The sequence below is a fragment of the Nitrosomonas ureae genome, assembly GCF_001455205.1.
GTDB lineage: Bacteria > Pseudomonadota > Gammaproteobacteria > Burkholderiales > Nitrosomonadaceae > Nitrosomonas > Nitrosomonas ureae.
The window spans coordinates 2,755,345-2,780,944 of the sequence record NZ_CP013341.1 but is presented as its reverse complement, the minus strand read 5'-3'; the positions used below and the strand labels follow the sequence as shown (position 1 = coordinate 2,780,944).

Sequence of the window (25,600 nt, the reverse complement as noted above, 5' to 3'; positions counted from 1 at the left end):
AACCTGATTTAGGCTGGATGAGGAACACATAGATACATAATTCAGCCCGCGATGATTCTGTTGAATTGGAGAAGATTTATGAAACGGCGCACTTTTTTATTTAAAATACTGGCTGTTGCGACCATGTTTCCTCTGATGCCGGCATGCTTGCGCACGCCGATGGTTAGCGAAGCAGCCAGCCCTATTTCACCCATCAACAAACCTCATAAGGAATGGCGTGAATTGGTCTCGCCCAGGGCTTATCAGATCCTGTTCGAGGAAGCAACCGAACGTCCGGAATCGAGTAATCTGGTTTATGAAGATCGAGAAGGCACTTTTATTTGCGCAGCATGTTATCTTCCACTGTTTGAAAGCGCATTTAAGTATGAGAGTTGGACCGGTTGGCCCAGTTTTACCCAACCGATAGCCGGGCATATAGCAACTAAAATCGACTTTAAGATGATTTGGCCGCGTACGGAATACCACTGCGCACGCTGTGGAGGTCATCAAGGCCATGTCTTCACGGATGGCCCTCCTCCTCGTGGAGAGCGCTGGTGTAATAATGGCATTGCGCTCAGTTTCGTACCAAAAGAAGAGCAGTTGCCAGCGCTCAGAGGCTAATTGGCTATTCATGTTATCAATACCATTTACCGAGCGAGAAATAATCATGGCTAAAACATATCAAGATTATTTTGATGAATTGGGTTTCAAAGAATCGTCCAGTATTCCTGATGGTACGCAAAACTATGGCACTGAAAATCCATTTGGTTATATCGGAAAGTATCAATTCGGGGAAGCGGCTCTTTTTGATCTCGGATACTATGGCCTTGATAATAGTGATGACAATTTATTCAGAAACGATTGGATTGGCAATTGGTCAGGCAAGAATGGAATCCATAGTAAGCAGGATTACTTCAGCAATGGTGCCATACAAGAAATAATCATCCGCGACTGGCACGATATTTTATGGGAAAGAATAAAGTTTCTGGAGCTTGATAAATACGAAGGACAGATCCTTAATGACAATCCAATAACAATCTCCGGAATGCTGGCAGCTGCACATCTTGTCGGCGCAGGTAGCACCTCATCTGAAACAGCTGGTTTGAAAGGCTATTTGCAGTCGGGAGCAATTTTCAGCAAAGCAGATGGAAATGGAACCACTGCCAATACTTTTATGATTTCTTTTGAGGGCTTCCAGACTCCTTTTACAGCCGATCATAACAAAGCCGAATTGATTGCAGGCGGAACGGGAAATGACACACTGACCGGGTTTGAAGGTAATGATATATTAAACGGAAATGAAAATACTGACGCAGCCATTTACCGTGGGCACTTTAATGATTACGACATTCAGCACAATGCTGATGAAAGTTGGACGGTTAAACATAAGAATGGCGGAGTAGACGGTGCAGATACACTCAATCAAATCGAACGTATTCAATTTGATGATATTTCATTAGCGCTTGATTTTGACGGCAAGGCTGGCATCACGGCCAAAACGTTGGGTGCTGTTTTTGGCCGGGAATCGGTGTCAAACGAGACCTTTTCCGGCATTGGCTTGAACTTGCTTGATAATGGTATGAGTTACGAAGCCTTGATGCAATTTGCAATTAGTGCGGCGCTTGGCGACAACATAACAAATCATACGGCTGTTGTGAACCTGTTATATGAGAATGTGGTTGGCCATGCGCCGTCCGCGGTAGATCAAGCCTATTATGTAGGTTTGCTGGATTCAGGCACTCATACTGTTGCTTCTATTGGCGTTATGGCTGCAGATACAGCCCTCAACGAGGAAAACATTAATCTTGCAGAATTATCCCAAATTGGGATGGAATATTTATTGATTTCTGTTTAAATGTAAGTACTGAGCTCAACGGAGGTACTCTCCCATTGCTTCCGGCTGTCGAATGACATCAAGAACGCGCAGGTTGAGCTCTCGTCCTCCTGGCACTTGCCACATGATTGATTGGCCTACAGACAACCCGAGCAAGGCGCTTCCGACGGGAGCTGCAACAGAGATTGTATCTTGTGCGCCTGCCTCGTCAGGATAAACAAGCGTAAGCTGATACTCCGAACCATTCGTATCATCAACAAAACGAATTGTAGAATTCATGGTAATCACATCAGGTGGCACTTCAGTGGGTTCTACGACTGATGCGCGATCAATTTCATCAATAAGCGCATCAATCCCGGGAAGTTGACTATAGTTTTTGGAGCTGAACAAGCGTTCAAGACGTGCCAGGTCCAGACTGGTTATAATGATAGGTGGCATGTTTTGCATGATTTTATCCTCTTAAATTGCAAACAAAAAATATACCAGAGCAAATGCCCAATGCTTGACTTACGTCGCAGCGCTTTGTGGGGGTCGGTCAGAGTAAATTATCAGGCTTATCGGTACTAAATTTTTTGAATCGAAGTATATCGACGTCAATAAAGAAGAACTCCTCCCGATAAGAAGTACTCACTCATGAGCTCCCGGTATCCCATGTATCAATCTAGATCCGCACCGGAAATATCAAAAAGTTTTCAATTAAAGATATGATCTTTGCGATGCTAGAAAAGATTCAACAGGTGGTGTAATCAGAATTATGCGAATATAACGCATAGAATATTATATCTTAACTAACTGTTTTGCTGTCAGAAAAGCCGCTGTATTGAATCCTGCAATTTGACCTGCTATGCGGGATCTAAGGCCGGATGCATCAAAACAATGAATGACACTGATTCCACTCGTACCTTTAATTGCCGCATTCCAGAACTGATCGGTGCTGGTACCGATCGGTGAAACAACCCCCATTCCAGTAACAACGATGCGCATACAAAATCAAACAAAAAGATTTAAGGCAGAATTAATATTTTATTGAATATACTGAAAGCTTGAAAGGCTGTCAAACACGGCATCAACAGGGTTAAGTGAACAGTGTACCCTTTCTGGAATTTTAGAATTTATTTGATATTTGATCGTACCTTGAATTATCCATCCAGAGATCTGCTACATTAATATCACATCGTATTGTTCTTGTGAGTAGGATTCCTCAATTTGCAGACTTATAGGCTTAGCTATGAAATCACCCAGTTGAGCCAAACTTTGCGATTCTTCATCAAGAAACAAATCGATGACTTGCTGTGATGCCAAAATTCGAAATTCATTCGCATCAAATTGCCTCGACTCCCGAAGCAGCTCCCGCAAAATCTCGTAGCAGATGGTTTGTGCCGTCCTGACTTCGCCGCGCCCTTGGCAAGTTGGGCAGGTTTCACAGAGTACATGCGCCAAACTCTCGCGGGTACGCTTACGCGTCATTTCAACCAGACCTAATGCGCTGAAACTGTTGACGGTTATGCGCGTACGATCCTTCGACAATGCTTTGTTGAATTCAGCCAGAACTGCATTTTTGTGATCTTCGGACTCCATATCGATGAAGTCAATGAGGATAATTCCGCCCAAATTACGCATCCGCAGTTGTCTGGCAATGACCTGTGCTGCTTCAAGATTGGTTTTAAACACAGTATCGTCGAAATTGCGCACACCAATAAAACCGCCGGTATTGACATCCATTGTGGTGAGTGCTTCAGTTTGATCAATGATTAAATATCCGCCAGATTTTAAATTAACTCGCTTGGCCAGAGATCTTTCAATCTCTTCTTCAACAGCATACAAATCAAATAATGGTCGATCGCCGGTATACAAAGTTATCCGCTCCGCGATACACGTCATGTAGCTTTGCGCAAATTTCACCAGTTTTTGATAATTTTCACGTGAATCGACCAGAATGCGAACTGTATCCTCATCGATAAAATCGCGTAATACGCGATGGCTAAGATCCAAATCCTGATAAAGCAATACGGGTGCAGAAATAGTCGCAGACTTTTGCTGGATGTCGCGCCATAATCGATGCAAATATTCCAAATCAGCGCGCAGATCGTTTTCATCTGCAGTTTCCGCCATGGTTCGGATGATATAACCACCCTCTTCATCCTCGGGAAGAATTTGCTGCAACTTTTCACGTAATAACTCACGTTCGCTGTCATCTTCAATACGCTGCGAGATACCGATATGGGATTCGTGCGGAAGATAGACCAATAAACGGCCCGCCAGGCTTATCTGAGTGGAAAGCCGAGCGCCCTTGGTGCTTATCGCATCCTTGATCACTTGAACCACGATACTATTGCCTACGTAAAGCAGCTTCTCGATCGGTTTCATTATATCCCCTTCCGGCTTGGGATCCCGAATATCAGCCACATGTAAGAAAGCCGCCCGGTCAAGGCCAATATCTACAAACGCCGATTGCATACCTGGTAACACACGGCTCACCCGACCGTTATAAATATTTCCTACGATACCGCGTCCGCTGGTGCGCTCGATATGCAATTCTTGTGTTACGCCTTGTTCGAGTATAGCAACCCTGGTTTCTTGGGGCGTAATATTGACTAGAATTTCGTTACTCATGTTCGATACTTATTATTCTTATTTAAATCAGGTAATTGAGATGTTTGGTCAAAGATTTTTACAGCATCCTTTACAAGATATCGCGGGATAAATTCAATTTTGATCTTCAAGCTAAACAACTTGTATGCCGGTTTCCTCTAGCAATTGTATGGTTTCATACAGCGGAAGACCCATAATCCCACTATAGCTTCCTGATATTTCAGCAATAAATGCGGCCGCCATACCCTGAATTGCATAAGCGCCCGCTTTGTCCAAGATATTATTATTTTCCAGGTATCGACGTATTTCCCGCTCGGTAATTTCACGAAATCGTACGGTTGAAGTCGATAGCTTAACTTGAATATTATCTCCGATTCCCACACCAATAGCGGTTAATACCTGATGTGATCGCCCGGATAAAGTTTTTAGCATATCTGTTGCATGCATTTTATCCCTGGGTTTACCCAATATGGTGCCGTCAATCGTGACAATCGTATCAGCGACCAAGACAGGCAATACCGGCAACCGACGTTGCAACAGCCTTTTCCAACTCTCGTTAGCTTTATATTGTGTAATCCGATAAATATAGTCAGTAGGTGCTTCATTTTCAAATGACTGCTCATCGATATCAATAGTACGGCCTAAGGTTTCACGCATCATCAGAAGATTAAATCGTACGCCCACCTGTCTTAATAACTCACGTCTTCTAGGGCTTCTTGAGGCAAGATATATTTGGTTCTCGAGAAACATCTCAATCAATATAGTTTTAATCGGTAAACGCAGGATTCTATATCACTAGCAGTTCATTTATCGGATCTGAAATACGGTGGAAAATTGAGTAAGTGCATGCTCGTTTTTCAATCCCTGTGGTAAGGATGGTTTTTTATAATTGATATAGCTCGATAGAGTTGCTCCGCCAGTACTACACGGACAAGTCCATGGGGTAACGTAAATTTCGATACAGCGATCAATGCGTTGGCCGTATGTTTGATATCACAATGCAAACCATCTGCTCCCCCAATAACAAAGGCGATCGCATCGCCACTATCCATCCATCCTTGCATTTCATTGGCAAATTGTTTTGTTGTCCACTGCTGGCCACTTTCATCCAAGACTTGAATCCGGCAATGATGCGGCAGAACTGTACGAATACGGTGATATTCTGCCAAAAGAAGCTGTTCAACCGTTTTCCCGGAAACCCGTTTTTCCGGTTTTATTTCAATCAAATTCACCGATATTTCCCGCGGTATGCGTTTGATATATTCAAAATAACCCGTATTGACCCAATCTGGCATCTTATGCCCGACCGCGAGTATAAAACATTTCATAATCTGAAAAAATCATGCATGATCCGGGGAAGATTAATTCCTCTCACGCCATAACGCTTGCAAATTGTAGTATTCGCGAACGGCCGGTAGCATGATGTGTACGATCACATCACCCAAGTCAACCAGCAGCCAGTCACCTGATTGCTCTCCTTCCACACTGAAAACATTTCCTCCAGCAGCTTTAACCTTTTCTTGCACATTGTTTGCCAGAGATTTTGTCTGGCGTGTTGAATCCGCGCTGGCAATAATGATGTGTTCAAACATTGAAGTTATTTTTGTGACATTGATTACATCGATATCATGCGCTTTAATTTCCTCCAGTGCATCGATTATGATCGTAATAAGCTTTTCAGAATTCATAAATTTCCAGTGTATAACCGATTGGTTTGAATATAATCAACGACATTCTCAGGTAATAAATAGCGTATGCTTTTATTGTTTTTTATTAGTGATCGTATATGCGACGCCGAGATTTCCAGTAATGATGTCCGGGCAGTATAAATAAAGCCATTGGATTGTGATTCGAGATCGCTCGCATATGCAACGGAACGAGATACAAATTCCTTTTGTATTTCTGCAGATAACGTCTTATTCTTGCCGATCGGAACATAACCCGGGCGGGCAACCAAAATAATATGGCACAAAGCAAATAACTCCTGCCATTCCATCCAGTGATCTATTTTAACAAACGCATCAATCCCCAGGATAAAACAAAGTGCCGCATGATCACCGAGCTCACACCTGAACTCACGTAGCGATTGAATCGTCGTACTGATACCGGGACGATTAACTTCACGTTCGTCAAGAGAAAACCGGGTGTTATCTTGTATTGCCAAACGCACCATGGCTGAACGATGGCCTCTTGATGCAGCAGGAGCAACCCGTAATCGAGGCGCGCCTGAAGGTATAAAAAGAATGCGCTTCAAACCGACATGATCGAGTAACTCTTCAGCGATACGCAGGTGACCATAGTGAATAGGATCAAATGTACCGCCGTAGATCCCGGTTAGAGGAAACTTATCAATAATTTCCACCCTTTCTCAATCTCAAGATTTAGGATATATCATAGTAAAGCAAGCCGCATATCTGTCAACACCTCTGACAAATGTGTAGTGAAACGCGCTGCAGCGGCGCCATCTATGACGCGGTGATCGTAAGAAAGTGACAGGGGAAGTGTTAAACGCGGGACAAACTGATGATCTTGATAAACCGGCTTAATATCGGCCTTTGAAATTCCCAGAATGGCGACTTCAGGAGCATTGATAATGGGTGTGAATGCTGTACCGCCAATTCCACCCAAGCTTGATATGGTAAAACTGGCGCCTTGCATATCGGTGGGTTTCAGTTTGCCTTCGCGCGCTAATGAAGATAGCCGGGTTAGTTCTTCGGCAATCGCAAAAATTCCTTTCTGATCCACGTCTTTGATTACAGGCACAACCAGCCCATTGATCGTATCCACGGCAAAGCCGATATGATAATAATGTTTGATGATTAAACTGGCTCCTTCATCTGCATTATTGTCGAGTGATGCATTAAACTCCGGAAATTTCTTTAACGGCGCGATCAATGCCTTCATCACAAATGCCAGCAAAGTCAATTTCACTTTATTGTCATTTTGATTCTCGTTGGATTTTTTTCGCAACGCTTCCAAATCAGTAATATCCGCCTGATCGAACTGAGTTACATGCGGAATCATTACCCAATTGCGATGTAAATTGGTGCCAGAGATTTGTTTGATGCGTGTCAGGTTTCTTGACTCAACTGGACCATATTTAGCGAAATTGACTTCAGGCCATGGCGGCAAATCAAACGCCGTTCCTGAATTTTTATTCCCGGATTTCAATAATTCCGCTTTTACATAGACTTGCACATCTTCTTTCAAGATACGCTGTTTAGGGCCGCTTCCTGTAACTAACTCCAAATTAACACCCAACTCCCGTGCAAAGCGGCGAATTGAAGGACTGGCATGCGCTCTGGAAGAAATATCGTCTCTAGTGAGTATCGATTGTGACGTGTCTTGTACTGGCTGAACGTTATCCGGTTTGACCCCAACTTCAGGCGTAACTTCGACAACATTCTTGTGGGCGTTTTCTTCTGCTGCGGTTTGAGGCAGTGGCTCAATTTGGATATCGCCAGAATCTTCGATGGTTAAGATTGCTGTGCCCTCCGATACTTTATCCCCGGATTTGACAAAAATTTCCTTGATTACACCACTGAAAGGTGATGGAATCTCGATTGTGGCCTTGTCCGACTCTAGTGTAATAAGCGAATCCTCTGCTTTAACAGCATCGCCCGCTTTAATTAGGATCTCAATAACGGGAACATCTTTGAAATCTCCGATATCAGGAATGAAGACTTTTCTTAATTCAGCCACATGTTTTCCTCAAATTGCTCCGCTAGAAAGAGATAATGATATAAGTGTTTTTCTTAAACGATTAATGCTATTTCCTGCAAATCTAACTTATTGCGGGATTTGGCTTCTCAGGATCAATACCGTATTTTTGTATCGCATCCGCAACTTGCTGAGATGAAATTTTCCCTTCTTCCGTCAATGCCTTAAGTGCTGCAACGGTAATATAAAATCGATCAACTTCAAAAAAACGGCGCAATTTCTCACGCGTATCGGAGCGTCCAAAACCATCCGTTCCGAGAACATAATATCGCCCCGGAATAAATTCACGAATTTGATCGGCATAAATTTTCATATAATCGGTTGCAGCAACTACCGGCCCTACGTGCCCTTTAAGGCAATTTTGCACATGAGACAGTTTAGCCGGTTGCGTTGGGTGCAACATATTCCAACGCATAACCCCCAACGCCTCACGCCTCAATTCATTGAAGCTGGTTACACCCCAGATATCCGCGCTAACGTTATATTCGTGTTTGAGTATTTCGGCAGCTGCGATTACTTCGCGCAATATGGCTCCCGCCCCTAATAACTGAACGTGTGGCTCTTTGCTGTTCTTATTTCCTGGCTTGAACAGATACATTCCTCGTAAAATATCTTTCTCAGCGCCAGCAGGCATTCCAGGATGAGCGTAGTTTTCATTCATTACCGTAATATAATAATAAATATCCTCTTGTTCCTGATACATCCGGCGCAATCCATCCTGGATAATCACAGCCAGCTCATAAGCAAATGCCGGATCATACGATACGCAATTGGGAATCGTTGATGCAACAATATGGCTATGTCCATCTTCATGCTGCAGCCCTTCGCCATTCAATGTCGTACGGCCCGCCGTCCCTCCCAGCAAGAAACCACGGCAACGCATATCTCCTGCCGCCCAGGCTAGATCACCGATACGCTGAAAACCAAACATGGAATAAAAAATAAAGAATGGGATCATCTGAACCCCATGAGTGCTATAAGATGTCGCAGCCGCTATCCAGGATGACATCGCTCCCGCCTCGTTAATGCCTTCCTGAAGAATCTGCCCGTTCTTGTCTTCTTTGTAGTACATCAATTGATCAGCATCTTGCGGCGTGTATAGTTGACCTTCCGAAGACCAGATTCCCAGCTGTCGAAACATACCTTCCATACCAAATGTGCGCGACTCATCGGCAACTATCGGGACGATATGCTTATTAATTTTTTTATCCTTAACCAGAAGATTCAGAATACGCACATAAGCCATGGTAGTTGACGACTCATGCCCTTCTGCACTGGCTTTCAATAACGCTTCAAAAGCGGATAATTGCGGCACCTGCAATGGCTGTGCCTTGGTTGTACGTCGATGGAAAGCGCCACCCAGCGCTTTACGCCGCTCTTTCATGTAGGTGAATTCCGGAGAATCTTTGGCAAAAGTAAGATAAGGAACTTCATCTATCTTGTCATCCGGAATGTTCAAACCAAAACGGTTACGAAATGCCTTTAGCGAAGTGGTTCCCATTTTTTTCTGCTGATGCGTAATGTTTTGTGCTTCCCCGGCCTCCCCCATACCATACCCTTTAATAGTTTTAGCAAGTATCACCGTAGGTTGCCCCGTATGTTTTACCGCCGCTGCATACGCCGCAAATACTTTATAAGGATCGTGCCCACCCCGGTTTAACCGCCAAATATCGTCATCCGACATATTGGCAACCATTTCCAATAACTCAGGGTATTTTCCAAAAAAGTGCTCACGCACATATGCCCCATCTCTCGATTTAAAATTTTGATATTCGCCATCCACGCATTCCATCATGCGTTTCTGCAATAACCCTTTAGTATCTTTAGCTAATAAAGGATCCCAATAGGACCCCCAAATTACTTTGATCACATTCCAACCGGCGCCCCGGAAAGCACCTTCCAGCTCCTGAATAATTTTGCCATTTCCTCGTACTGGCCCATCCAGACGCTGAAGATTACAGTTCACTACAAAAATGAGATTATCCAAATTCTCACGCGATGCCAGTGAAATTGCACCGAGCGACTCGGGTTCGTCCATCTCGCCATCACCCATGAATGCCCAGATTTTCCGTCCTTCGGTGTTGACCATTCCCCGACTACCGAGATATTTCATGAATCGCGCTTGATAAATCGCCATTAACGGCCCCAATCCCATTGAAACCGTTGGAAATTGCCAGAAAGTAGGCATTAACCAGGGATGCGGATAAGAAGATAAACCATTTCCGTCCGCTTCTTGCCGAAAATTATCCAGTTGATCCTGGCTTAATTCTCCGGACAGGAATGCGTATGCATAAACACCCGGGGAGGAATGTCCTTGCACATAAACCAAATCTCCGCCGTGAGTTTCGCTCGGCGCATGCCAGAAATGATTATAACCAACATCATAGAGGGTCGCTGCGGATGCAAAACTTGCGATGTGCCCGCCAACATTAGTTTTTTTATTAGCACGCAATACCATCGCCATGGCATTCCAACGGACATACGAGCGAACTCTGTGTTCGATTGCGTTATTACCCGGTGAACGTGCTTCTTTACCTGTAGGAATCGTGTTGATATAAGCTGTTCTGGCACTATAAGGTAAATAAGCACCTGAACGACGGGCTTTTTCAATCAATTTCTCCAGCAGAAAATGGGCGCGTTCCCCACCGGAACTGGCAATAACTGAATCCAGTGCATCCAGCCACTCTTGTGTTTCCTGCGGATCAATATCAGGTTGTAATTCCATTTCCAAGCACACTTATCGAAGGTTAATTGGCTTAAAACTACTTAACGCTGGCTTGAGCTCGCTCCGCGGCCAGGATGGTATTGCACAGCAACATGGTAATTGTCATGGGCCCCACGCCGCCAGGAACTGGCGTAATATAACTGGCAATCTCTTTGACAGATTCAAAATCGACATCGCCACAAAGCCTACCATCCGATAATCGATTAATACCCACGTCAACGACTACAGCTCCTGGTTTTACCATTTTAGCAGTAATCATGCGTGGCTTGCCTGTTGCAACTACCAAAATATCAGCGCTCCTGGTAAATTGCGCTAAATCAGCTGTTTTCGAAGTGCAAATAGTAACCGTAGCCCCTTGCTCTAACAACATGAATGCCATTGGTTTTCCAACAATATTACTACGTCCGACCACTACTGCATGCTGACCTTCTATTAAAATATGGTTTTTTTTCAGCATCACCATGACACCATAGGGAGTGCAGGGTGAAAAGACTGTGTTTCCGGTAACCAATGCCCCAACGTTATAGAGATGAAAACCATCCACATCTTTCTCTGTAGCAATAGAGGTGATGACGCGATTATTTTCAAAATGCGCGGGGAGCGGCAACTGCACTAGAATACCGTGAATATGTGAATTCTCATTGAGCGATTGGATACAATCCAGGGCTTCATCTTGTGTTGCATGCTCCGGAAAACTATGTACTTCCGAATAAATACCAATATCGCTACAGGCTTTGATTTTATTCCTGACATAAATTGCGGATGCCGTATTATTGCCGACAATAATCACGGCCAGCCCCGGTTTGATGCCTGACCGGACTAGCTTGTCAGCGCGGGCTTTCCATTCGGAACGCACCGATTCAGCTACTTTCTTACCATCAAGAATTTGAGCACTCATCTAATTTCACAGCTAATTTGATTCATTACAGTAAATTTAATGCTTTATATTGAACTACCTACAACAATCATTAATATTTCTGCTTTATAATTAAGGGGCTTGTTTTACCTTTCTGATTTTTGTACGGTATATAAAAATACCGATCAAGAATACCGGTATCACAAAAAGCGCCGCTGCAATAAGCCCCGCCGCCAGAATTGCAATCGTACTATTTCCTGGCATAAATAAAGTTACAAACCAAATGACCAGAAAAGCTATAAACAGACCACCATAGAGCATTATTTTTCGGCCACGATCATACAACCGCCAGAAAGCGCCAGAAACCTGCGTATCATCTACATAATGATCAAATATTTCAGCCAAACTATTGTCGCCCATTTCAGATTCATACCCAATGGCCACTGCCAAGGCATTGTGATCGTCTTCCAGTTTGGACATCTTTTTCAGAAAATCGATACGCTTGAGCGCTTTCTGTTTATGCAGCCCGTCTTGAATTAACATTGCTTGTAAAGCTGTAAACGCCAATTCACGCGCACCTTGTGTGTTCCCCAAGTTTTCTGCAAATTTCCACATCGCCCCGAACAGGTACAGCTGAATTGTCATTTCGTAAAATTCCGGCGCAAAATCATAATTCTTACTTGCGATCAGCTCAAGCTGTGCAGCCTTGACTTCTTTGGCATGTGCGATACAGGCATCCACAGTCGAAACATCAGAAGTCATGGTTTCTGACACTGGCTGCTCCACAATTGCCTTGTCGGCAGCGGTATTTTTCTCTTTCATCTCATAACCCCGTGCTTTTTTATTTTAATCAAAACATTGATGCCCATTATATACCGGCTTGCGCAATCAGGAAAAAGATCATTCCGAAACCCTGCTTGATGCAAAATCCGCACCGGCTTCTCTGAAGATTATTTGATCATGGGCAAAAATCGGGTAAAGGAGCGTTAATTATTGAACATATTCTTTAAGATTAAGCCGTTGCCAAATGATAGAAGTTAGATTGGCTGAATTTAACGTATAAAAATGTAATCCGGGTGCACCGGCTTTTAATAAACGTTCGCAGAGATCCGTCACCACATCCAAACCGAATGCCTGAATGGATGCGCTATCATCGCTATACCCTTCTAGCTTTTTGCGAATCCATCGGGGGATTTCAGCACCACAAGTATCTGAAAATCTGACAAGCTGAGAAAATTTATTAATCGGCATGATTCCAGGCACTATCGGAATACTCAAACCCGCTGCTTCGCAAGAATCAACGAAATGAAAATAAGCCTCAGTGTTATAAAAATACTGAGTAATTGCCGAATTTGCACCCGTTTCAATTTTACGCTTAAAATTCTCAAAATCCGCTTGCGCAGATCTGGCTTGCGGGTGGTATTCCGGGTACGCAGCCACCTCAATATGAAATGACGAACCAAATTCTTTGCGGATGAAAGCAACCAGTTCGCTGGCATAGCGAAACTCTCCAGCCTGCGCCATACCTGAGGGCAGATCGCCACGTAAGGCGACAATGCGCCTGATGCCTATCTCATAATATTTTTCCAGAATAATGCGAATGTTTTCTTGCGTTGATCCGATGCAAGATAGATGAGGCGCAACCACATGCTTTTCCGATTGAATTTCAAGTACCGTCTCAAATGTTCGCTCACGCGTCGATCCGCCTGCACCAAAGGTTACAGAAAAAAATTTGGGATTAAATTGCGCCAACTGCTGACGCGTAAGCCTTAATTTTTCGATACCTTGCGGGGTTTGTGGTGGGAAAAGCTCGAAACTGAAAGTCGGAGAAAATTTTTTCTGTGAGTCCATCGATGCAAATCTATAAATTGTAAGATGATCACCATTGATACTGATCGTTATTACTCTAATTTTGACAGGATTCTATCAATCAAAGCGGGACAATCGAATCAAAAAGATTCAATTGCTCCCTCCGCTATGAGCAATACCTCAATGATTAATATCGATACATTTCAGGCTTATACGGACCATCCTTATCCAAGCCCAAATATTTTGCCTGCTCATCTGTTAGTTCGGTAAGTTTTACTCCAAGCTTTCCTATATGCAAGCGCGCAACTTTTTCATCCAGCCGTTTCGGTAAGACATAAACATTCTTTGGGTAATTCACCCCATTCTGCCATAACTCCATTTGTGCCAATACCTGATTAGTAAATGAGCTGGACATAACAAAAGAAGGGTGTCCCGTTGCACATCCCAGATTGACCAATCGACCTTGCGCTAACACAATGATCCGCCGTCCCGTCGGAAAAATGACATGATCAACTTGCGGCTTGATATTCTCCCATTGATATTTCTGAATGGAAGCAATATCGATCTCCGAATCAAAATGCCCGATATTGCAGATTATCGCCTGATCTTTCATTTTTACCATATGATCATGCGTGATCACGCGCAGATTTCCCGTTGCAGTCACAAAAATATCCGCTTGATCACAGGCATCGTTCATCGTAACGACGCGATAACCTTCCATTGCCGCTTGTAATGCGCAAATTGGATCAATCTCGGTGATCCATACCGTTGCACCCAAACCACGCAGCGACTGTGCACACCCTTTGCCGACATCTCCATAGCCGCAAACCACGGCGATTTTTCCGGCAATCATTACATCCGTTGCGCGCTTGATCCCATCAACCAAAGACTCTCTGCAACCGTAAAGATTATCGAATTTTGATTTGGTGACAGAATCGTTCACGTTAAATGCTGGAAACGGCAACTCGCTGTTTTTATGCATTTCGTATAATCGATGCACGCCGGTCGTGGTTTCCTCCGTTACACCCCGTATTCTGGCAAGGTTCGTTGAATACCAATTAGGCCGTGAAGCCAATTTGTTTTTAATCGAAGCAAATAAAGCAATTTCTTCTTCATTGTTCGGATTTGCAATTACTGTAGGATCTTTCTCAGCCTTTGCACCCAGAATGAGCAACAGTGTGGCATCACCACCGTCATCCAGGATCATATTGGCGCCCTGCGATTGTCCATCAACCGACCACTCAAAGATCTGATGCGCATATTCCCAATAGTCACTCAAAGACTCACCTTTATAGGCAAATACTGGAATATTCCGGGCGGCAATAGCTGCAGCGGCATGATCCTGAGTGGAAAAAATATTACAGGATGCCCAACGCACTTGCGCGCCTAACGCCACCAATGTTTCGATCAGCACAGCAGTTTGAATTGTCATATGCAAAGAACCTGCAATGCATGCACCTGCCAGTGGTTTCTGATTGGCATACTCTTTGCGTAGCGCCATTAAACCGGGCATTTCCGTCTCAGCGATCGCAATTTCTTTACGTCCCCATTCCGCCAGTGAGATATCAGCAATCTTATAGTCAGTAAAGGAACCACCGTCGGAATTAAGCACAGCGTTCATAATTATCTCCTTAAAATATGAACGAGCGCCGTTGTAACTATACCCGCTCATGATGAGCCTCACGGAATAAACCGTTGCAGCGCTCCTCACCACAGGGGAAAAATAAATTTAAGGCCTATTAATCAATAGGAAAGAGAATATAACTAAATTTATAACCCGGCATCAATACGTAATTGAGCCGCTTTATCCGTAACTTCCCAGGTAAACTCAGGTAATTCACGCCCAAAATGCCCATACGCCGCAGTCTTCGCATAGATGGGGCGTAGTAAATGGAGTGTATGAATAATACCGCGAGGACGCAGATCAAAATGCTTTTCTATCAATTGTACAATCTTTTCATCAGCAATCTTGCCAGTACCGAATGTATTGACCATTAACGAAACGGGCCGTGCAACACCAATAGCATAGGCAACCTGCACTTCACATTTGCTGGCAATTCCGGCAGCCACGATATTCTTTGCGACATAACGCCCGGCATAAGTTGCTGATCGATCCACTTTGGACGGATCTTTTCCGGAAAAGGCACCGCCGCCGTGAGGTGCCGAGCCACCATAACTATCCACAATGATTTTTCGTCCGGTTAATCCACAATCACCCATTGGGCCACCCACTACAAAACGTCCGGTTGGATTGACCAAATACTTAATCTGCTTACTGATCAATTCAGACGGTAATACCGGTTTGATGATTTCTTCAATCACTGCCTCAGTCAATGCTTGGTGCGAGATATCCGGATCATGCTGAGTTGAAATTACGACCGTTTCAATACTTTGGGGCTTTCCCTTATGATATTTTACAGACACTTGCGATTTGGCATCCGGACGCAGCCATGCCAATTGCCCTTTTTTTCTTAGTTCTGCTTGACGTTCAACCAAACGATGTGCATAAAAAATAGGCATCGGCATTAATTGTGGGGTTTCATCGCAAGCAAATCCAAACATCAACCCTTGATCACCTGCGCCTTGTTCCATTTCCTCTTCTTTTGACCGATTGACCCCTTGAGCAATATCCGGCGATTGTTTGTTAAAAGCGGTCAAAACCGCACAAGTCGTGGAGTCAAAACCTATGTTTGAACTGGTATAACCGATATTCTTGACCGTCTCACGGGCAATAATATTGTAATCCACAGAGGCGTGCGTTGTTATCTCACCCGATAATACAATTAAGCCGGTGCTGCATAGCGTTTCACACGCAACCCGGGCATTAGCATCTTGACTTAGAATCGCATCCAGCACAGCATCTGAGATTTGATCGGCAACCTTATCAGGGTGCCCTTCAGAAACAGATTCAGATGTAAAAAGATATTCGCTCATAGTTTATGATAATTAAAAATTTTGAAAAATAGTGTAACGTTTTAAGTAAAGTGAATGATTAAGAAGCTGTTTGCATTATCGATGCAGCGTTAGAAACGGTTCTAAAATATAAATTTATCAAATATAATAACAGCTTCTACTGAGTATCGATTTTCCTGAAAATATTTTTCACCAACCCGCTCAGTATACCTGATTGCATTCTTGGGTTCAGTCAATCACCATGGTAATCCGGGTTTGGTTTTACTAGCGCAATAAAGCTTAGCGTTCAGCTATATTCTGCCACTGTCATCTAGGGTTCGCTGTAGCCAATTACTGATATCAGCTATTTCCTGTCCACACACGGAGTGCGCCATTGGATACTCATGCCATTCAACTCGATAGTCAGCGGCTAACAATTTTCCTCTCGAAGCTACAGCGTTTGAGATAGGGATTACCGTATCAAAACTGCCATGCGCCATAAATATGGGTATCGCAGCATTCATCGCATTGATCTCTGCTGCAAAAGTTTTGGCAAGTGGCAAGTAGCATGATAATGCGACAATTCCACCCAGCCGCAAAGAATGACGCAGTCCAATATGCAATGCCAGAGCCCCTCCTTGAGAAAATCCCGCCAAGAAAATATTTTTTGCTGATATTCCACGTTGCATTTCCCTTTCAATTAAAGCAGTTATCGCTATCTGGGAGCTGCGGATGCCGGATTCATCTTGATGATCATTGAAATCAGAAGAAAAAATATCATACCAGGCACGCATAATGTACCCATTATTGATACTGATTGGACGCTCGGGGGCATGTGGAAAAACAAATCGAGTCGGTTTTTCGGCTGACAACCCCAACTCATTGACAATGGGCACAAAGTCATTCCCATCGGCGCCCAGTCCATGTAACCAAATAATGGCGTAGATTGGATTAGGAGCTGTTTCAATTTCAATGGCGGATAAAAATTGGGTTGTTTTTGTCATCATATACAGCAATAACTCTCATCACATTGACATAATAAATTGATAGGATAAAATCTGCTCAACTTAAATTTAAGTATCAGAAGATACAAAGGAAGCCATGAGACGCAGAGACTTTATAAAACTATTCGGCACCAGTGCGTTATCCCTTTCTGCTTCACCTTCCATCGCGACGCAATTGCTATCCTCCGATCACAGTAACTGGACCAGTTATCGTATAACTTATCAAGTTACTCTTCCAGCGCATGGTAAATCCGCACACTTATGGCTCCCATTGCCCGACAGCAATGACTCTGACACTATTTTTCAATTTACTCAAGGTAGCAACTGGTATGGCAACACGACTAAAGCTTCATTCTCTACCTTAGGTAAAGACCCATTCCCTATTTTTAAAGCCGAATGGCATGGTAAAGAACAAAGCGATCGGCGGCATGTCACTGTCAACTGTATTGTCAAAACTGTTCATCATGCCATTGATCCGACGCTTTATCCGGAAAATAAAAACCAAGCATTGCCAAATAGTATCAGGAATTATATTAATCCGACCCAGTTAAAGCCTACCAATGGCATTGTGCGCGAAACCGCCCACGCAATCATCAAGGAGAAAAATGCCTCCACCCCATTAGAACAAGCGAGAGCTATTTATGACTGGATTATCAATAATACACAATATGATGAAAATGCTCGTGGGCGCGGTCAAGGAAATGTTACATACATGCTTGAAAATAACGAGTTAAGCGGAAAATGTGTTGATCTCAATTCATTGTTGGTTGCACTTCTGAAAGCAGCCGATATTCCGGCAAGAAACCAGTATGGCATTCGCATCAACGATTCAGATTTGCATGAGAGTATCGGAAAATACGGCGATATCAGTCAATCTCAGCATTGTCGTGCGGAATTCTTTCTGGCAGGGCGCGGATGGATACCGGTCAATCCGTCCGATGTCCTGCAAGTATTAAAACTGGGCGGCCTGACACTGGATGATGCAAAAATCATACAACTCAGAGAAAAATTCTTTGGCGCTTGGGAAATGAATTGGCTGGCATTTAATCATGCCGAAGATATAGCGATAAGTCCCAATAGTTCCAGCAAGTTTCCTTTCTTCATGTATCCTCATGCAGAAATTGATGGAAATTCACTGGATAACCTCGACCCTGAGAATTTCTCATACAAAATTATTTCTGCGGAGCTTGTTGGAACAGGCATCAAGTTTTAGATAATTTGTCATCACTTATTTCTGGCATTCGATCTCGATAATCAGTTCCCGCAACAGAAATCACATCAAATTTCAGTGGATAGCGTTTCCAAACGCTCCATCAAATAACACAAGCAATCCTGGCGGATGATCCTGGTGTCCCGCGTAAGCATAGCGGGCATGACAGGACGCCGGGTTATTAACTCTCCTGCTTTAATTTCAAAATAATAATCACTGATATCATGATCAATTGCATTGCGGGTGCAAAGTGGTATTAGACTTTCATCCGCCACGCGTCCTAACCGGGTGCCCGTCTTTAATTCACGAAAATTGTATTGATCAATGCACTCTTCCAAACACAAATCCGACGAGCCAGCACCAATGCTTAAACTTACCGTCTCCGGCACCGTAACCACAGCGACACTGCGAAACAAATCAAGATCGTGCTGGGCCACGGGATGCGTTGGAAAGCTGGATAAATGTAATGCACCTTCAACAAAAACTGCAGCATGATCTACCCCACTTCTTCCCCCAGGTTTTCCACACTCCAAGGTCACTGCTGGACAAAGATTGGCAAAGGCTTCGGATTGCACTCCTTTAGGGGAAGTGAAATATACGACAATACGTGAAAACATTGTGGCCAGGTGCAGAAAGGCATTATCCAAGCGATTAATACACGCATAGTGGGGATTTAATCCACTGTTATTATGGATATCTATACTCGCAAATACCCCGCGCTGCGTCATTATTTCAGTTACCTTGCGTGTCATGTGATGTTCCGGAGCCGTATCATTGTTTCCTGCTGACCAAATGCGGTTATAGTCTAATTGTCTTTCCAGGCGCCGTACACCTTGACGCGCAGCGTCAACATTGCCAACAAAAAGTGAAAGTGCGCGAGGCAATGCAGCATTTTGATATTTCTTCAATACTTCCTGTACCGCTTTTAAACCGGTATCTTCATTGCCATGAAGCAAAACGGATACAAATAATGGTGCATCCCGGCGCCCAGGAAGGTGAATCAAGGTTGGACCGGTTAAAACCGTATGCAGCTCTTTAGCTTCAATTTGCAGCAAGCCCTCCGGTAAATTTTCCAATTCGGTCAGCATACTTATATTTCCCACTCGTACACCGGCGCGCCACTGCGCTGTTTTTCCAGATAAGCAGCTACAAGTTGCAGATTATCCGCCTGGTGTTTCTCACGGTAAGCCCGCTGCCAAACGGCACCGGTTTGGCCAGATTGAACACGCATTTCAATAACACCCAGATAATGATCAATATCTGCCTTGTCAATTTTCAGATCTTTTAACCCCTGTCGTGCCATAGGTAAAATTTCTTCCATAAACAATGTCTTTGCATCAGTTACACTGTCATTCCACCACACCATCTGCGCACGTAATCCTTCGCGTGCCGCAGCATAAAAATTATTGCGCGCCTGATCAAAACTGAGCCGGGATTCAGGTGCATCATCCAGACCGGCAAGGAAACGAACCAAGCCAAAGTATAAGGTTGCATTTGCCATCATATCGACTATAGTCGGACCGGAGGGCAATACACGTTGTTCAATCCGTAAATGCGGAGTTCCATCATGATCGAAACCAATCAAAGGTCTGATCCAACGCCAGATAGTTCCATTGTGCAATCTAAGGTGTTCAAACTGCTGCGGTGGGGTATCCATTAACATAGGAAGCAAGACTGGATGTGTTGCAATGTTGTGTGCAAAGCACTCAAACAAAGATTCTCGTGCGTAGCCTTGCCCAAAACTGACACGATGATTTTCCAAATTTGCTTCATCCACGATTTCAACCGACTGCTCAAACAATGGCACGCGTGTTTCATCCCACAGATCGGTATCAAACAAAAAAGGAGAATTTCCTGCCGCCGCCAGTAAAGGTCCTGCTGCTATGATCGAGGCATTGAAATAACGAACCGCATCGCGTTGAGCGCTTTGTAAGTGAATCTGAAACGATGTGGCAGCAGCCTCCATCATCACATCCGGATGATTGATATCCAGATTTTCACGCCCTTGAATGCGAATCCGAAGTGGCCGACCAACCCGCTGCGTTACCACCTGCTCATTTAACGCGCGATAACGTTTAAGATCGGACATATTGCTGAGACAAAGATCCTTTTGCCGTACGGTGGGCAAGATACCAATCATCATTAACACGCTATCCATTCCATGCGCCGCTTCCTGACATTGCAACCAGTTTTGGCTTAATTCCTTGGAGATTGCCGTCAACACATCCCCTCTTAACGGCAACGGAACCCCATTGAGTTCCGCATTGAAACATGAAAGCTCCGGCACCACCAAGGGATTGTTGAGGCGCGTCAAAAAAGCTTGATTAATTGGAGACGGAAAATAATTGTGATCAATCAGCCAGAACTCCAGTTCATATCCGCAAATTTCACCAATATCCGAAAAACATCTTTTTGTTAGCTGGGTCTGCAACAATTCTGCTTCATTAAGCAAACGACGATTATATTCTTTAAAGGCTTGTTCATTAAATTGCGTTTGGTTAATTTCTTGTCCCATCTGTGGAATCCATAAAGGGTGTGAACCATCGAATACCTACGCCAGAAAGATGACGATTTCATCACCTGGAAGCAATGTAGCAAAGATTGCCTATCAGGTCAAAAACGATCACTTTACCGTGATTTTGCTTGATAACCGCAGTTTCCCCAGTTCTAATCAATGATAGCTTTTAATAATTACATCATTAACAGCTGTAAACTTTTACCTGATCGCGATAGCTTTTCAGTAACAATCATTTCCTTTTATAATGAAACTGCTATTTTCACATTAACTTAAAGGCACCCGAAAAATGATTATTTAAAAACATATAAGACCGAATTCCACCCACGGGAGGTTTCAAAATGAAATTCCTTTATCCATTATTAACTTTATTGTTGCTGGGTACTGCACTTGACGGATTAGCAATTAATACAGATCAAAATACTGCTGAAACTTCTGTAAATTCTGCAGGAGAACGTATAGATAATCCTATTCCGGATCCGATTCAGAAAGGTTCCATTCGCTTACGATTGAAACAAATTGCAACCGGCTTGACTGCACCTAACTGGGCGGTTCCCATTCCTGGCGCGACAGAACATTTATACGTCAGCGATCAAGATCGCAAATTATGGCGTATCGATTTGGCTACAAACAAAAAAGAAATTCTCATCGATTTCTTTTCTTCGAATCAAGTACCGCTGGGAGCATTTGGTGACGAATCCTACGATGAACGTGGTTTTCTTGGTTTTGCATTCCATCCCCAGTACATCGACAATGGATTGTTTTATACTTATGATTCAGAAATCGCAATCAACGCTAGCGATTTTTCCACCATCCCTCCAAGTACTACTGCCGATCATCGTTCTGTCATTACCGAGTGGCGATTCGTCTCTCCCAGCTTAAATGACCCTCCAGCAGCGATAGAGCGGGTTCGAGATTTGCTGACAATCGATCAGCCCCAATTCAATCATAATGGCGGAGCGCTGAATTTTGGTCCGGATGGTATGTTATATATTGCACTTGGCGACGGCGGCGGAGCTGATGATCGTGATGGGCAGAATTCTATGATCGGTCACGGTGATGACGGTAACGGGCAAAATCCTGGCAATCCCTTGGGTAGCCTACTCAGAATCAACCCATTGGGCAATAATTCAAGCAATGGAAAGTATGGCATACCGGCCGACAACCCTTTTGTGGGTTCGAATACCATGCTGTCGGAAACTTATGCTTACGGTTTTCGTAACCCGTTTCGATTTTCTTTTGACTCTCAAACAGGTGCACTCGTACTAGCCGATGTCGGGCAAAACGACATTGAAGAAGTTAACCTGATTCAACCCGGAGGAAATTATGGCTGGGGATTGAAAGAAGGCAGTTTTCGTTTTGAACCCAATGGTAACGACCCGGGATTTGTAACCGATGGCACTGTTGCAGGGAACTTCATCGACCCGTTGATTCAATATGATCATGACGAAGGCATTGCCATTATTGGCGGATTCGTCTATCGCGGCAATGCTATCCCGGCGCTACAAGGAAAATACGTATTTGGCGATACCGCCAGGACCGGTAATGCCGATGGCCGGATTTTTTATTCCGATGGCAGTGAAATTCTTGAATTAGACTTGGCCGATCGAGATCAACCTGGTTTCTGGATACTTGGCTTCGGACAAGATGGCGATGGCGAACTTTATGTACTTGGCAACACCACAGGTACGCCATTTGGAACCACGGGCGCGGTCTACAAACTGGTTCCCAATGCAAACTTTGAAGGTAATTTACTCGAAATACCAGCAGTAAACGTCACATTAACAAGTGGCGAGAATATGATTTATCACGCTCGCCTGCAGCATCTTTCGGGGAGCGATCCAATGCGTTTTGAGCTGATCGATGCTGAGATATTAGCCGATCGTTTTCGCGATGACAGCGCCACCTTTGATCAATCTACTGGCAAACTCAGCCTTTCTTTTATCAATGTTGCGGATAGCAACGGGCAAATATTCACCTATTCCGTTGAGCTGCAGCAGGTACCGGAGCAGTCAAACCTGACATTCGAACTCAAACAATTTGAACGAATTAAGTAAAAATAACTATGTCATGATTAATCATATTGGCTGCATCCAAATTACGAATTGCTAATGATGTACGTCATTCCTTACAATATCCCGGCGCGCTTTGCGCGCCATGCGAACCACCTCGTGCTGCGCAAGCGCGAATTTAATGTTCATTGAATCAATTTATTAATTACCTTGACATCCTTACCACAGGTCAGGTAAGTTTCGCCCTCACATTTCAGGTGCCTTCAGGTGTCTTTCTTGAAGGTTAAACGGGAAGCTGGTGCGTTTCAAACTAATTAAACAATGCCAGCACTGCCCCCGCAACGGTAAATGAGTAAATTATCTGCATCATGCCACTGTGAACGATTTCACGGGAAGGCGCAGATCTGGAATTTATTCCGCTCATGAGTCCGGAGACCGGCCTGAAGTAGACATACTGCGGCATTGCGGAGGGCAATCAGTGGCATTTCGAATAGCTTTTTTAAGGGCTAGTCCGTTTGCCCTATTTCTAATTCTCCCTCTGTATTCCGTAATTTCTAAATTTGAAAACGCGCGGGTGTGCGCGAAGGAATCAGATCATGCGAAGAAGCCACCTTCCGGCGCTGGCCCTGCTATCTCTGGGTATTACTACATCGTTATTCGCAGCGAATGCGGATCATCAGGAAAAACCTGTCATTGTCACTGCAACCCGTACGGCACAGACCGCTGATACTTCGCTGGCTTCGGTGACGATGATCACGCGCAAAGATATTGAACGCCAACAGGCACGTTCGATTCAAGATTTATTTCGTGGTGTACCGGGGATCAATATTGTTAATCAGGGTGGCGCAGGTAAAGCCACCTTTGTGCACATGCGCGGTACCGAATCAGATCATGTCCTGGTAATGGTCGATAACATCAAAGTCGGCTCGGCCACATCCGGCACGACCGCATTCGAAAACATTCCTATTGATCAGATTGATCGTATTGAGATCGTGCGTGGCCCGCGCTCTAGTTTATATGGCTCTGAAGCCATTGGCGGGGTCATTCATATTTTTACGCGCAAAGGCGACGGTGCTGGACTTAAACCGACCTTTGGCTTTGGGGGTGGTAGCTACGGTACCTTAGAAGGTTCCACGGGTTTATCGTATAGTGGCAAGCAAGGTTGGTTTAATATGACTGCCAGTGGAATTGGTACCCAAGGATTTAATGCATGTACCGGTTCTAGCAGCGCCGGCTGCTTTATTAATGAGCTTGAACCCGATCGTGATGGTTACCGCAATGTCGCTGGATCCACGCGCGCCGGGTATCGCTTTCAGAATGGATTGGAAATTGACGGTAGTTTTATGCAATCTGCCGGAAAAACCCAGTTTGATGGCAACTTTGCCAACAAAGCTGTTTTAATGCAACAAGTTCTAGGCGGCACAGCGCGATATTCCCCACTGGATTTCTGGCGCATTAGCCTGATAGGCGGACGCAGCCGGGAAGATTCGGATAACTTTCTTGGTACTGCTTTCCAAAGCCGGTTTAATACCATACGTGATACGATTTCCGTATTGAATGATTTTACCTTGAATTCCAATAACTTATTGACTATTGGTATGGATTATCAAAAAGACCATGTCAGAAGCACTGAGGCTTTTACTGTTCATTCACGGAACAATTGGGGGGTTTTTGCGCAACATCAGGCAACGTTTGCCAAGCATGACATTCAACTATCTCTGCGTCATGACGATAACCAGCAATTTGGCAGCCGAGTGACAGGCGGTGCCGGCTGGGGTTATCCAATTACTGAAAATATCCGTCTACTAGCCAACTTTGGCACTGCTTTTAAAGCTCCAACATTCAACGATCTGTATTTTCCTAATTTTAGTAACCCCAATTTACGTCCGGAAGATTCACTCAGTTATGAATTCGGTACACGCGGTAAGGCTGATTGGGGTAATTGGTCATTGAATATTTATGAAACCCGTATTGATGACCTGATTGCTTTTGATGCCACTACCTTTGCACTCAATAATATTGCACTCTCCAATATTGAAAAGGCACGCATCCGCGGATTTGAAGGCACACTGAGTACACAGATTAAAGGCTGGCAACTCAGTAGTAACCTGACCCTTTTGAACCCAGAAGATCGTTCGTCCGGATTAAATCGAGGTAATATATTGCCACGGCGGGCTGAACAATCATTCCGGTTGGATGCTGATCGTCAGTTCGGTCAATATACATTAGGCGCAATGCTACTGGTCGAAGGCCAGCGCTACGATAATCTCGCCAATACCCTGAAATTGGATAGCTATGTAAAATTTGATCTTCGCGCTGAATATAACTTTAATAGACACTGGCGTCTGCAGGGACGCATTGAAAATTTACTTAATGAGCGCTATGAAACAGCGGCATTCTATAATCAACCAGGGCGAAGCTTCTTTGCCATGGTGCGTTATCAACCTTAACA

22 protein-coding genes and 2 riboswitches are annotated in these 25,600 nt (G+C 44.1%); of the genes, 5 read left to right on the top strand and 17 right to left on the bottom strand.

Going from position 1 to position 25,600, the window contains the following annotated elements:
* Positions 1-78: 78 nt before the first annotated feature.
* Both msrB and ATY38_RS12975 read left to right on the top strand, forming a co-directional pair.
* Positions 79-600, top strand: a complete 522-nt coding sequence (msrB, locus tag ATY38_RS12980; protein ID WP_062559675.1) for a peptide-methionine (R)-S-oxide reductase MsrB — start codon at positions 79-81, stop codon at positions 598-600.
* A gap of 46 nt (positions 601-646) precedes the next feature.
* The gene (locus ATY38_RS12975) at positions 647-1,834 is read left to right on the top strand and encodes a hypothetical protein (RefSeq protein ID WP_062559674.1); all 1,188 of its coding nucleotides are present in this window, start codon (positions 647-649) and stop codon (positions 1,832-1,834) included.
* Positions 1,835-1,849: 15 nt separating this feature from the next.
* Here the strand turns inward: ATY38_RS12975 and rnk are convergent, their stop codons facing one another.
* The 15 genes from rnk to ATY38_RS12900 all read right to left on the bottom strand — a co-directional run bounded on the left by rnk (position 1,850) and on the right by ATY38_RS12900 (position 17,414).
* Positions 1,850-2,251: a nucleoside diphosphate kinase regulator gene (gene rnk, locus ATY38_RS12970; protein ID WP_235590300.1), complete on the bottom strand. Its 402-nt coding sequence runs from the start codon at positions 2,249-2,251 to the stop codon at positions 1,850-1,852.
* 339 nt (positions 2,252-2,590) lie between these two features.
* Positions 2,591-2,797, bottom strand: coding sequence for a beta-ketoacyl synthase N-terminal-like domain-containing protein (locus ATY38_RS12965; protein WP_062559672.1), 207 nt, complete (start codon positions 2,795-2,797; stop codon positions 2,591-2,593).
* 174 nt (positions 2,798-2,971) lie between these two features.
* Positions 2,972-4,426 carry a ribonuclease G gene (gene rng, locus ATY38_RS12960; protein WP_062559671.1) on the bottom strand — a complete coding sequence of 485 codons (1,455 nt, stop codon included), beginning with the start codon at positions 4,424-4,426 and terminating at the stop codon, positions 2,972-2,974.
* Positions 4,427-4,537: 111 nt separating this feature from the next.
* Positions 4,538-5,155: a Maf family protein gene (locus ATY38_RS12955; RefSeq protein WP_062559670.1), complete on the bottom strand. Its 618-nt coding sequence runs from the start codon at positions 5,153-5,155 to the stop codon at positions 4,538-4,540.
* Positions 5,156-5,262: 107 nt separating this feature from the next.
* Positions 5,263-5,733 carry a 23S rRNA (pseudouridine(1915)-N(3))-methyltransferase RlmH gene (gene rlmH, locus ATY38_RS12950; RefSeq protein ID WP_062559669.1) on the bottom strand — a complete coding sequence of 157 codons (471 nt, stop codon included), beginning with the start codon at positions 5,731-5,733 and terminating at the stop codon, positions 5,263-5,265.
* A gap of 33 nt (positions 5,734-5,766) precedes the next feature.
* A complete protein-coding gene (rsfS, locus tag ATY38_RS12945; protein ID WP_062559668.1) occupies positions 5,767-6,093 on the bottom strand; it encodes a ribosome silencing factor in 327 nt (108 codons plus the stop codon).
* The gene (gene nadD / locus ATY38_RS12940) at positions 6,090-6,767 is read right to left on the bottom strand and encodes a nicotinate-nucleotide adenylyltransferase (protein WP_062559667.1); all 678 of its coding nucleotides are present in this window, start codon (positions 6,765-6,767) and stop codon (positions 6,090-6,092) included. The genes rsfS and nadD overlap by 4 nt, the downstream gene beginning before the upstream one ends.
* A 29-nt stretch (positions 6,768-6,796) precedes the next feature.
* Positions 6,797-8,107 (bottom strand): dihydrolipoyllysine-residue acetyltransferase, encoded by a 1,311-nt coding sequence (aceF, locus tag ATY38_RS12935; RefSeq protein WP_062559666.1) that lies wholly within the window; start codon positions 8,105-8,107, stop codon positions 6,797-6,799.
* A gap of 82 nt (positions 8,108-8,189) precedes the next feature.
* A complete protein-coding gene (gene aceE / locus ATY38_RS12930) occupies positions 8,190-10,850 on the bottom strand; it encodes a pyruvate dehydrogenase (acetyl-transferring), homodimeric type (RefSeq protein WP_062560213.1) in 2,661 nt (886 codons plus the stop codon).
* A gap of 37 nt (positions 10,851-10,887) precedes the next feature.
* Complete coding sequence (gene folD / locus ATY38_RS12925) at positions 10,888-11,748, bottom strand: bifunctional methylenetetrahydrofolate dehydrogenase/methenyltetrahydrofolate cyclohydrolase FolD (protein WP_062559665.1); 861 nt, start codon at positions 11,746-11,748, stop codon at positions 10,888-10,890.
* A gap of 90 nt (positions 11,749-11,838) precedes the next feature.
* Complete coding sequence (locus ATY38_RS12920; protein ID WP_062559664.1) at positions 11,839-12,528, bottom strand: hypothetical protein; 690 nt, start codon at positions 12,526-12,528, stop codon at positions 11,839-11,841.
* Positions 12,529-12,696: 168 nt separating this feature from the next.
* Positions 12,697-13,557, bottom strand: a complete 861-nt coding sequence (gene metF / locus ATY38_RS12915; RefSeq protein ID WP_062559663.1) for a methylenetetrahydrofolate reductase [NAD(P)H] — start codon at positions 13,555-13,557, stop codon at positions 12,697-12,699.
* 145 nt (positions 13,558-13,702) lie between these two features.
* Positions 13,703-15,136: an adenosylhomocysteinase gene (gene ahcY / locus ATY38_RS12910; protein ID WP_062559662.1), complete on the bottom strand. Its 1,434-nt coding sequence runs from the start codon at positions 15,134-15,136 to the stop codon at positions 13,703-13,705.
* Between the two features lie 16 nt (positions 15,137-15,152).
* A riboswitch (S-adenosyl-L-homocysteine riboswitch) is annotated at positions 15,153-15,230 on the bottom strand.
* Positions 15,231-15,285: 55 nt separating this feature from the next.
* Positions 15,286-16,449 (bottom strand): methionine adenosyltransferase, encoded by a 1,164-nt coding sequence (metK, locus tag ATY38_RS12905; protein WP_062559661.1) that lies wholly within the window; start codon positions 16,447-16,449, stop codon positions 15,286-15,288.
* 269 nt (positions 16,450-16,718) lie between these two features.
* On the bottom strand, positions 16,719-17,414 hold the full coding sequence (locus tag ATY38_RS12900) for an alpha/beta hydrolase (RefSeq protein ID WP_062559660.1): 696 nt from the start codon (positions 17,412-17,414) through the stop codon (positions 16,719-16,721).
* Between the two features lie 94 nt (positions 17,415-17,508).
* On the opposite strand from ATY38_RS12900, the gene ATY38_RS12895 reads away from it, so the two are divergent.
* Positions 17,509-18,624 carry a transglutaminase-like domain-containing protein gene (locus ATY38_RS12895; RefSeq protein WP_062559659.1) on the top strand — a complete coding sequence of 372 codons (1,116 nt, stop codon included), beginning with the start codon at positions 17,509-17,511 and terminating at the stop codon, positions 18,622-18,624.
* 65 nt (positions 18,625-18,689) lie between these two features.
* On the opposite strand, the gene ATY38_RS12890 is transcribed toward ATY38_RS12895, so the two are convergent.
* On the bottom strand, positions 18,690-19,709 hold the full coding sequence (locus tag ATY38_RS12890) for a M14 family metallopeptidase (RefSeq protein ID WP_062559658.1): 1,020 nt from the start codon (positions 19,707-19,709) through the stop codon (positions 18,690-18,692).
* Between the two features lie 2 nt (positions 19,710-19,711).
* Positions 19,712-21,136 (bottom strand): glutamate-cysteine ligase family protein, encoded by a 1,425-nt coding sequence (locus ATY38_RS12885; RefSeq protein WP_062559657.1) that lies wholly within the window; start codon positions 21,134-21,136, stop codon positions 19,712-19,714.
* Between the two features lie 341 nt (positions 21,137-21,477).
* On the opposite strand from ATY38_RS12885, the gene ATY38_RS12880 reads away from it, so the two are divergent.
* Positions 21,478-23,193: a PQQ-dependent sugar dehydrogenase gene (locus tag ATY38_RS12880; RefSeq protein ID WP_062559656.1), complete on the top strand. Its 1,716-nt coding sequence runs from the start codon at positions 21,478-21,480 to the stop codon at positions 23,191-23,193.
* Positions 23,194-23,396: 203 nt separating this feature from the next.
* Positions 23,397-23,606: riboswitch (cobalamin riboswitch) on the top strand.
* A 138-nt stretch (positions 23,607-23,744) separates the two neighbouring features.
* Positions 23,745-25,598, top strand: a complete 1,854-nt coding sequence (gene btuB, locus ATY38_RS12875; RefSeq protein ID WP_062559655.1) for a TonB-dependent vitamin B12 receptor — start codon at positions 23,745-23,747, stop codon at positions 25,596-25,598.
* Positions 25,599-25,600: the final 2 nt, after the last annotated feature.